The sequence below is a fragment of the Methanospirillum sp. genome, from assembly GCF_035560735.1.
Lineage (GTDB): Archaea > Halobacteriota > Methanomicrobia > Methanomicrobiales > Methanospirillaceae > Methanospirillum.
Genome location: NZ_DATMYY010000133.1, coordinates 1 through 4,368, shown reverse-complemented (window position 1 = coordinate 4,368; position 4,368 = coordinate 1). Strand labels below are relative to the sequence as shown.

Here is a 4,368-nt window from a genome sequence, read left to right as displayed (position 1 = left end):
GTACAATATATCATCGGCGAATGTGCATATCCAGGTCTTCCAGGAGTGCCTTTACTGACAAATATCTGTCACCAGGGCTGGATGCCAGGCATTTCTGTATAATCGGGAGGATTTCAGCACCTTCCCGTTGTAAAAATACCGGTTCACTACCTGTTGGAATGGTTGCGTTACCGGTCAGAAGCTCTGAAAATACCATCCCAATCTCCCAGATATCTGTACCATATCCACAGTCCGATGCCTGTTGATGTTGCTCAGGAGCTGCATACCTCGGAGAGAAACCAGATACCGACCATCGGGATGAACCTGACCTGGCAAGCCCCCAGTCGGTCAGTTTCACATATCCATCGCTTGTGAGCAGAATATTTGAGGGTTTGATATCACAATGGGCCACTCCCCGCTCATGAGCATAAACCAGGGCTGACACAAGGCTTCTGATGATCTGCAGCGCCCTGGAAGTTGCAACCGGCATTTCAATATCTGCAAGTGTTCCGGGCAGGTATTCAATCTCAATATAGGGAACAGGGAGTATGTTTGCTGATAACACTGCTGCAATATGCGGGTGATCGAGATCTTTCCACACACTTATCTCCTGCATAAACGACATCCCTGTCTTTTCATCAACCCGGCGTGGAACTTTGACTACTACTGCAAGATTATCAGAGATCCGTTCTGCATACCAGATGATACCAACCCCTCCCTCAGTTAGGATCCTGACATTTCTATACCGGTTTGCTGGAAGAGGAAAGGATGAAGGCGTCATGCTTTTTTCATATCCCTCTATCTGGTGTCTTTTCCTGACAAGATCGGTCACCCCGTACATTCCGAGAACAAACGAGAGTCCCAGTGAACCATAGACCAGAGACGGGAACGGATATGTAAACTGAAGAAGATTTGCGTACTGCCTGACGAAAAAGAGAAGAGAGAGCATCAGGGTCGAGGAGATGATCAGACCAAGCACGACTGACATAATAAGGTGCCATGAAAGATACGATTTGTACAGCATAACCAGATGCAGGACAACAAGCAATGAAAAGAAGATATACATAACAGGAAGAGACAGGTTCGCCGCATTACCCATTCCTTCATTTTCTCCATGTTCCATATCTCCACCCATACCTCTATTTCCATGATGTACAGGAGTAGACAATAGAAGGAGTATCACGACCACGTACAACCCAGCAAGTACCAGATTGAGAGCCCAGATTACCTGATTGTGTAATTCAGGTTTTGTTTTGATAGTTTGATATCCTGGAAATATTGTGGTCTTCATGGCAATAATTGATCAGGAATTTCCTGAGAGAAATAAAAAGGCTGCTCCCAGAGATCCTGGTGAGAGCTCTATAAGGTCTTCATTTTTGAGCGGTACAGGATCATGTGAGACTGGTTTGCCATTGAGATATGTACCACCTTTGCTGTTCCCATCCTCTAGAGTCCAGACACCGACCCTTTTTCGCAGCCAGGCATGAGGTCGCGAAGCACGGCTTACTGACCGGTATTCATCTCCAAGGATGATTGCCGGTTCAGTGAAGAGAACCTCTTCTGTCTCCTCACCTCTTCCAATCCGGTATAATTCGCTCCTTAATTCATACCTGCGTCCGCTTTCAGAGCCATTTGTCAGGGAAAGAGCAGGACCGGTTCCAGGAGATATCTCCCGCAGTCCCTTCTTTGCAGCCTCAATTTGGTCAGAAAGGTCAGATATTCCTGATTCGGAGACAGAGGAGAAAAGGGCCAGGTTACGGATGGCCTGATCCAGGCCACCGGGAATGAGAGAGTAGTAAAATACCGGCTGGCCATGATTTATCGGCTCATCAGATACCCCAATCTCTTTTCTGATCAGTCCGAGAGTGAGAAGACGGGTCAGATGCTTTTTGGTGTTTTCATAACTCGTGGAGATCTCATGGGCTACCTGCCTGACAGTCCGGGGTTTGGTTCCCATAAAAGACAACATCTGAAGTCTGACCGGACTAGCCAGAACATCAAGGTATTCAGAGAGCTCTGCGATGAACTCAGGATCTGAACCAGAAAGGATCGTCCGATCTTGGGAATTTTCAGATGTCATATCAATCAGTTCCTTGTTGATTGGTCTTTTCATCATATCATCTCTACCCCTGATAACCTCCGGGTTTAGAGGGAGAACAGATCCCATTTTAGGCCCTATTATTGCAGACGGGATTATGTGTATCTATACACCGCCCAGGCGGAGATAAATCATGAAAGCAATTGTATTAATCCTCATCGTGAGTCTTATCGCCCTCGCAACTGTTCTTCCGGTATCAGCAGCCGGACAGAATGGAAATGGACAGATGCTACGGAATGGTTCAGGAACAGCTGGTACTGGTGTGTGTCCCAACCAGGACGGTACTCAGGCTGACTGCCCAAACAACCATACACCACCCAGAGATGGGACTGGATTACAGTATGGAAAATCTGAACAATAACGAGGTTTGAGATAATGAACAAAAGAATCCTTGGTATTCTGGGGATAACTCTCATTTCTGTTCTGATCATTTTGATCGTCGCCCTTCCGGCATCAGGTGCAGGAAAAACAAGTCCTGTTGATGGGACGGGAAATCAGGCTGGATATCATGCTCATCAGTATGGTTCTGGTCAGCAGATTGGGACCGGGAATGGATCCTGTATATATGAAAACTGCCCGCATAACGGAACCTCGGGTCGGGACGGAGCCGGTATGAAGTGCGGTATATGTCCTAACGGATCCGGTAATGGCAGGCATTCAGAACCAGAAAGCCAGGGACATAGCATTCGATGAAAGGCTAAATAATGCACATGATACTGGAATATGTATCTCGGACTAGGTCTAGACATTCAGAATATCATGTGAACTCTGCATCAGATACTTCGCATATCATTGGAAACCACATGATACCCCTTTCATCGCAATTGATCTCCAATTATCTCTAAAATTGTTCCAAAGCCAACGATGAACCGAGACTCTTCATGGAAAAATGGAGATCTTCTCTTTCATGTGCCGATTTGTTTCGCATACCGGCAACGACATGCACCCCTTTAACATCAAATTCCAGTAGCTCAAACATCTTTTTCGTATAATCAAAATACAACTGGAACATATTTGAGTCAGGATTGCCTTGAGTAAACACAAGTATCAGTTTTTTACCTGCATTTTCTTCCTTGAAATACGGGGAGAATCGTGGAGAGAATTGCGCGAACAACCTGTCAGTAAATATCTTCGCCTGTGCACTCATCTATCCCATGTAAACCGGTGAACCAAGAACAAGGACATCGGCATGCTCAATAGCATCATAAAGTATCTGCATATCATCGTTGATGACACAACCTTTATCCCCATTTTTGCAGCCAAAACAACCCTGACATGGATTGATGTCAAGATCATTAAAACACCAGGATTCAGTTTCGGCACCTTGTTCTTTCGCACCTTCGAGTATTTTGTGTACTGTCCAGGCAGTATTGCCCTCTTTTCGCGGGCTCGCAATAAATCCGATGACTTTCATTGTACCTTCTTGCACATCTGGTGAAAAACCTCTATCTCTATCACCCTATTGTTTTCCTGGTAACAATAAGGTTGAATTGCGCTTGTATGTCTGTACGCGAGTTCGCCCAGAAACTAAGTAAGAAAACGATATCAGGTAATTCTCATCCATCTTTTAGAAATTACCGGAATCATTGATGGCAATCTTTGTTCTCTGTTTATGTCGTACTGCGTGAGAACACAGTCCCATATCCTCCTCCCAGTTTCTGCCTGGCTTCGGCGAGTCCATTTTCGAGAGCCTGCCTGTCCTCTGCATCTGAATACCCGGTGTCGTCTATCATCTCAATAGCGGTCTGAAACGCCTGTTCTGCGGCCTGGTATTGTCCAAGTATCAATGAGACCCGGCCAAGACCAGCATACGCTGCCCATGCAGAGTCTTCACTACCAGACAAAGAGTTGGCAGTCTTATATGCATCTATTGCTGACTGATACCGTTTAGATCCTTCAAGTGCATACCCAAGACCCAGCCAGGCATCAAATGAATTAGATTCCAGCCTGATTGCGTCTTCGAACTGCTTTTTAGCATCAAGGAATGAATCACTTGCGAGAAGTTGATTGCCTCTGGCTATCGATGATAATACCGTGGGATTCTCCTCATTTATGCCAGATATATTCCTGGGAATATAGAAATCAGGGAGAATACTGGTATCTGTCCGGTCAAGAACCCAGTCCGGGGCACCAAGCCAACCCTGGGTATATCCATCCTCAGCTGATGCCAGGGGAGTGATTGAAAAAATCACTGCCAGAAAACCACACATATACAGCATTACATTCCTCATGTAACCAAATTTTATTCTTGTTTTCTTGTAGTGCATAGGCTCTCCTTGGCGGCTTATGAG

7 protein-coding genes are annotated in these 4,368 nt (G+C 45.7%); 2 read left to right on the top strand and 5 right to left on the bottom strand.

The window, feature by feature from the left end:
- Positions 1-10: 10 nt before the first annotated feature.
- Positions 11-1,102: a serine/threonine-protein kinase gene (locus VN429_RS04120; RefSeq protein ID WP_325630089.1), complete on the bottom strand. Its 1,092-nt coding sequence runs from the start codon at positions 1,100-1,102 to the stop codon at positions 11-13.
- 180 nt (positions 1,103-1,282) lie between these two features.
- Positions 1,283-2,095: an FHA domain-containing protein gene (locus tag VN429_RS04115; RefSeq protein ID WP_325630087.1), complete on the bottom strand. Its 813-nt coding sequence runs from the start codon at positions 2,093-2,095 to the stop codon at positions 1,283-1,285.
- A gap of 115 nt (positions 2,096-2,210) precedes the next feature.
- On the opposite strand from VN429_RS04115, the gene VN429_RS04110 reads away from it, so the two are divergent.
- The gene (locus tag VN429_RS04110) at positions 2,211-2,438 is read left to right on the top strand and encodes a hypothetical protein (protein ID WP_325630085.1); all 228 of its coding nucleotides are present in this window, start codon (positions 2,211-2,213) and stop codon (positions 2,436-2,438) included.
- Positions 2,439-2,452: 14 nt separating this feature from the next.
- On the top strand, positions 2,453-2,770 hold the full coding sequence (locus VN429_RS04105) for a hypothetical protein (RefSeq protein WP_325630082.1): 318 nt from the start codon (positions 2,453-2,455) through the stop codon (positions 2,768-2,770).
- Between the two features lie 148 nt (positions 2,771-2,918).
- Here VN429_RS04105 and VN429_RS04100 read toward each other — a convergent pair whose 3' ends face one another.
- The 3 genes from VN429_RS04100 to VN429_RS04090 all read right to left on the bottom strand — a co-directional run.
- Positions 2,919-3,224: a hypothetical protein gene (locus VN429_RS04100; RefSeq protein WP_325630080.1), complete on the bottom strand. Its 306-nt coding sequence runs from the start codon at positions 3,222-3,224 to the stop codon at positions 2,919-2,921.
- On the bottom strand, positions 3,225-3,506 hold the full coding sequence (locus VN429_RS04095; RefSeq protein ID WP_325630078.1) for a flavodoxin family protein: 282 nt from the start codon (positions 3,504-3,506) through the stop codon (positions 3,225-3,227). It abuts the gene before it with no gap.
- A 181-nt stretch (positions 3,507-3,687) separates the two neighbouring features.
- Positions 3,688-4,368: tetratricopeptide repeat protein (locus VN429_RS04090; RefSeq protein WP_325630076.1), on the bottom strand; the 681-nt coding region annotated here is incomplete at its 5' end.